The organism is Mesorhizobium sp. M4A.F.Ca.ET.090.04.2.1, assembly GCF_003999085.1.
GTDB lineage: Bacteria > Pseudomonadota > Alphaproteobacteria > Rhizobiales > Rhizobiaceae > Mesorhizobium.
This window is the reverse complement of sequence record NZ_RZOT01000484.1, coordinates 1-4,796: the sequence shown is the minus strand read 5'-3', so window position 1 is coordinate 4,796 and position 4,796 is coordinate 1. Positions and strand designations below refer to the sequence as shown.

The following is a 4,796-nucleotide window of genomic DNA, read 5'->3' as shown; positions in this document are numbered from 1 at the left end:
GTGCACGACATAGCGTGTCGGGATGCCCTGCGACTTGTCCAGCGTCTCCAGCCAGCGGGTCTCGCCGACGCAGTCGTCGGCAGCCCAACCGGCTTCGACATGGACGGTGGCGACGACAGCGTGTCGGGCGGCATCGCGCAGATAATCCTGGGGCAGATAGTTGCGGCGCAGCGGGCCAAGCTCGCCCAGGCCGCCGCGTTCGCCGGCCGTGGGCGTCAGCCAGGGATTGCGGCCGAGACCCAGGTCCCAGAGATGATGATGGGCATCGATGATCGGTCCACCGTAGGGAATGGGCATGCGTTTCTCTCAAGCGATGACCGGCACCGGCAATCTCTCTGGAACGGCGCAAGGGGTAGCATCGGATGAGTGAAAACACACCGGCTCCGCCGCTCGTCGTGCATGAAAATTTTCTGCTCGACGATCGCATCCGCGGCGTGCCGCCAGGCACCTCCGGGCTGGACAGCAGACAGGTCGGGCAACAAGGCTGGCATCCGGCAGACGGCCGCATGTCGCTGCCTTTGCTGACGCTCGACGAGGCCGCCTTCGCTTCGAATCGCGAGCTCTTCCTGCGCTATGTCGCGGAGCATGGCGCCGAGATCGCGCCGCACGCCAAGACGCCGATGGCGCCGGACCTTGCCCGGTCGCTGGTCGAGGCCGGCGCCTGGGGCACCACGGTCGCCGACATCAGGCAGGCGACGGTCATGCTGAAGGCCGGGCTGACGCGGCTGATCATCGCCAACGAGGTTGGCGGTGCGGGCGGCGCGAACCGGCTCGCGGCGCTTGCCGGCGCCTGGCCGCAGGCCGAGCTCTATGTCTTTGCCGATTCTGTCGACGCCGTGGAGGCACTTGCCCAGGCATGGCGCGCCAATGCGGCGCTGGCTCCGTTGCGCGTGCTGGTCGAACTTGGCGTGGCAAGGGCAGGGGCTCGGACGACTGCCGTGGCCGAGGCGATCGCCGACGCGATCGCGGCGACAGGCGGACGGCTGCTGATCGCCGGTGTCGCGACCTATGAAGGCGCGGCCGCGCAACCCGATCCGGTGCGCACCGAGGAGGTGGTGTCGGCGCTGCTGGCAAACGTCGGCGACATGTTCCTCAGGCTGCGTGCGCGCGTCGGCGGCGAGGCGCCGCTGATCGTGACGGCCGGCGGCTCAGTCTTTTTCGACAAGGTGATCGCGGCGCTTTCGCCTGTCGTCGCGAAGGACAGCAATGCGAGGCTGGTGCTGCGCAGCGGCGCCATCTTCTTCCACGATCATGGCGTCTACGATCGATCGCTGGGGGCGGTCGATGCCCGCAACGGTTTTACCGTCAATGGCGCGAGTGTTTCGGCGCGGCGCTTGTTCCGCCCGGCGCTGCGCATCTGGGCCGAGGTGCTGTCGCGGCCAGAACCCAGCCTCGCCATCTGCGGCATGGGGATGCGCGACGTCTCGTTCGACCAAGGCTTCCCGAAGCCGTTGATGGTCCATCGCGCCGGCCATGCGCTTGCGGCGCCGCCGAAAGCCGAGGTCATAAAACTCAACGACCAGCATGCCTTCCTGTCGCTTCAGCCGGGCGACGACATCGCCGTCGGCGACGTCGTCGAGTTCGGCATCTCGCACCCTTGCACCTGCCTCGACCGCTACCGCGTCATCTTCGGCGTCGATGGAAACGGGCATGTGGCGCACGCCTTCCCCACCTATTTCGGCTGACCAGAGCCCTATGAGAGAACCTCGAAAGGATCCGTCATGATCAAGTACTTCCAGTCCGGGTCCCGCATGTCGCAGGCCGTCGTCTATGGCGGCATGGTGCACATCGCGGGGCAGGTCGCCAACGACCGCAAGGCCGGCATCGAGGCGCAGACGAGCGACGTGCTGGCCAAGATCGAGTCGCTGCTCATCGAGGCCGGCAGCAGCAAGTCGAAGCTGGTGGCGGTCAACATCTTCCTGCCGCAGATCGGCGACTTCGATGCCATGAACAAGATCTACGATGCCTGGGTGGATCCGTCACGGCTGCCTGCCCGTGCGTGCGTCGAGGCACGCCTGGCCGATCCGGACCTGCGCATCGAGGTCACGGCGGTGGCGGCCGTCTGAGAGGGAACCATGCACACCGGCCTCGTCCACACGCTCGATTTCGACCGCGACGGCAAGACATCAGGTCATTTGAGCATCCCGTTCTCGATCGACCGCTCGCCCTATTTCCAGGTCAAGGTGCCGATCTGCCTGATCCGCAACGGCGAAGGCCCGTCGCTGCTTTTGATGGCCGGCAATCACGGCGACGAATATGAGGGCGAGCTGTCGCTGGCCAAGCTTGTGCGCAGGCTCGATCCCAAGCGGATCAGGGGTCGCGTCACCATCCTGCCGATGGCGAACGCGCCGGCGGTGATGGCCGCCAAGCGCTGCTCGCCGCTCGAAGGCGGCAACCTCAACCGCGCCTTTCCGGGCGATCCGTCGGGCGCGCCGACCAGCCGGCTGGCCCATTTCCTCGAGACCGAGCTGTTTGCCCGCCACGACGTCGTCTTCGACATCCATTCCGGCGGCACCTCGATGGAGCATCTGCCGACGGCACTGGTCGAACGCAATGCCGACCCGGAGCGTCACCGGCGCGGCGTCGAATTGATGCGCACGCTCGGCATGCCCTATGGCTTCATCGCCGACAACGGCCCGGCGTCGCCGACCTCGATGGGTGCCGCGCGCCGTGCCGGCGCGATCGGCGTCAGCGGCGAGTTCGGCGGTGGCGGCACGGCAACGGTGGATTCCATGGCGCTCACCGCCCGTGCGCTCGACAGGCTGATGATGGCGCTGGGCTTGGTCGAGGCGCCCGTTCTGGCGCCGGAGGCCGAGCCTACCGCTCCAACGCGGCTGCTTTCGCTGTCGCGGCACAGCCAGGGCATCTATGCCACGCGGCGCGGCTGGTTCGAGCCAGCGGTCAGGCTCGGCGACAGCGTCAGCGCCGGACAGCTTGCCGGCTGGTACCACGACCTTGAACGGCTCGACTTCGCCGAGGAAGCCCTGCATTTCGCCGAAAGCGGCATCGTGCTGTCGCGCCGGCTGCACACGATGTGCGAGGCAGGCGATTGCTTGATGCAAGTCGCGGAGCCGGTGGACAGCTGAGAGCAAACGCCGGGCGACGCAAGGAAGCCGAGGATGACCATGCAGCTATCAATGTGGACCTATCCCTGGGACATCCAGGATATCGGACTGGAGACGGTCGAGCGTGATCTCGTCGAGCGTGCCGGGCTCAATATGGTCAGCCTCGCCACGTCCTACCATGCCGGGCGATTCCTGCAGCCGCGCAGCCCGCGGCGCAAGGCCTATTTCCCTGAGGACGGCACCATCTACTTCCAGCCGACATCAGCGCGCTGGGCCGGCCTCGCCATCCGGCCCAAGGTCGCTGACGTGATCAGTGAAGGCGGCGATGTGCTGCGCAAGCTTGCGCGCCGCCGCGACGCGGGCGGGCTCGGGGTTTCGTGCTGGACTGTATGCCTGCACAACACCCGCCTCGGCATGCTTCACCCCGAGGCCGTCACCCGCAACGCCTTCGGCGATGCCAATTACTACAATCTCTGTCCCTCGCATCGCGACGCGCGCGCCTATGTCCGCGCCTTGGTCGCGGACATCTCGCACGGCTACAGGCCGGACCGGATCGAGCTCGAAAGCCCGTCCTTCATGGGTTTTGCGCATGAGTATCATCACGAGAAGGATGGTGTCGGCCTGGCGCCAGAAGACGATTTCCTGCTCTCGCTGTGCTTCTGCCCGTCCTGCCTGGATCGCGCGGCCAAAGCCGGCGTCAATGGCGCGGCGGCGCAAAAGCTGGTCAGGCAATGGATCGCCGAGACCTGCGAGCGTGCGGTGCCGAAGCGGCGCTTTCCCGACTTTCCGGCAAGTGGGCTCGATATCTTCCTGCCTTGGCCGGAACTCCATGCCTATCTCGTCTGGCGCTTCGAGCCGGTGACCAGCCTGGTCTGCGAGTTGCGCGAGGTGGCGCATCCGGCGACGCGGGTGCTGATCATCGACCTCAAGGACGGCTGGCTCGGCGGCTGCGATCTCGCGGCGCTCGGCAAGGTCTGCAACGGGGCGATCCTGTGCGCCTACGACATGCAGGCGGACGATGTCGCGAGCCTGCTCGAGGCCGGCCGCGCGGCGCTCGGCCCGGAAAAATTCCTCGGCACCGGCTACCGGCTCTTCTATCCGGAAATGGCCGGCGCGGAAGTGCTCGCCGCCAAGGTGAAGCCGGCGAGGGCGCCGGGCGTCGACGGTATCAACTTCTACAATTACGGCCTCGTCCCCGCCGCGCGGCTCGACTGGGTCGGCGCGGCGCTGTCCGGCTGAGAAGCGGGGCCCGGAACGATATGCCGGCTGATGCATTTTGGCCCTGTGCCAATCAGCTGGAGACATCATGCGAATTGCCCATGTCGCGCCGCTCTACGAGTCCGTGCCGCCGAAACTCTATGGCGGCACCGAACGGATCGTCTCCTACCTAACGGAAGCGCTGGTCGCTCTCGGCCATGAGGTTACGCTGTTTGCCAGCGGCGACAGCCGGACTTCCGCGAGGCTCGTTGCCGGGCGTGAATGCGCGCTTCGCCTCGATCCGCGCCCGAAAAAATCAGAGATAGCCGCGCATCTGGCGATGCTGGCCGAGGTCCGCGAGCGGGCGCACGAATTCGACCTCATCCACTTCCACCTCAGCCATTTCCTGCATTTTTCCTTCTTCGCGGATATGGCCGGAAGGACGGTGACGACGCCGCATGGCAGGCTCGACTATGTCGACCTGGCGCCCACCTACCGGCGCTTCCCACGCTTTCCGATGGTCTCCATCTCACG

5 protein-coding genes and 1 pseudogene are annotated in these 4,796 nt (G+C 66.5%); 5 read left to right on the top strand and 1 reads right to left on the bottom strand.

What is annotated here, in order from left to right; genetic code table 11:
* Window positions 1–297 (bottom strand): annotated as a pseudogene (locus tag EN781_RS26190) (hydrolase); the annotation flags it as partial.
* A 65-nt stretch (window positions 298–362) separates the two neighbouring features.
* Between EN781_RS26190 and EN781_RS26185 the strand changes: the two are divergent.
* The 5 genes from EN781_RS26185 to EN781_RS26165 form a co-directional block, all read left to right on the top strand.
* Complete coding sequence (locus EN781_RS26185) at window positions 363–1,685, top strand: alanine racemase (RefSeq protein WP_126058959.1); 1,323 nt, start codon at window positions 363–365, stop codon at window positions 1,683–1,685.
* 36 nt (window positions 1,686–1,721) lie between these two features.
* A complete protein-coding gene (locus tag EN781_RS26180) occupies window positions 1,722–2,066 on the top strand; it encodes a RidA family protein (protein ID WP_126058960.1) in 345 nt (114 codons plus the stop codon).
* A gap of 9 nt (window positions 2,067–2,075) precedes the next feature.
* A complete protein-coding gene (locus tag EN781_RS26175; RefSeq protein WP_126058961.1) occupies window positions 2,076–3,086 on the top strand; it encodes a succinylglutamate desuccinylase/aspartoacylase family protein in 1,011 nt (336 codons plus the stop codon).
* Window positions 3,087–3,125: 39 nt separating this feature from the next.
* Window positions 3,126–4,304: a hypothetical protein gene (locus EN781_RS26170; RefSeq protein WP_126059408.1), complete on the top strand. Its 1,179-nt coding sequence runs from the start codon at window positions 3,126–3,128 to the stop codon at window positions 4,302–4,304.
* 67 nt (window positions 4,305–4,371) lie between these two features.
* The coding region (locus EN781_RS26165) for a glycosyltransferase (protein ID WP_145965630.1) at window positions 4,372–4,796 on the top strand (425 nt) is incomplete at its 3' end.

Bases quoted from the DNA above. Each gene is read 5' to 3' on its own strand.
- EN781_RS26185 (WP_126058959.1), top strand. From the start codon at position 363: ATGAGTGAAAACACACCGGCTCCGCCGCTCGTCGTGCATGAAAATTTT.
- EN781_RS26180 (WP_126058960.1), top strand. From the start codon at position 1,722: ATGATCAAGTACTTCCAGTCCGGGTCCCGCATGTCGCAGGCCGTCGTC.
- EN781_RS26175 (WP_126058961.1), top strand. From the start codon at position 2,076: ATGCACACCGGCCTCGTCCACACGCTCGATTTCGACCGCGACGGCAAG.
- EN781_RS26170 (WP_126059408.1), top strand. From the start codon at position 3,126: ATGCAGCTATCAATGTGGACCTATCCCTGGGACATCCAGGATATCGGA.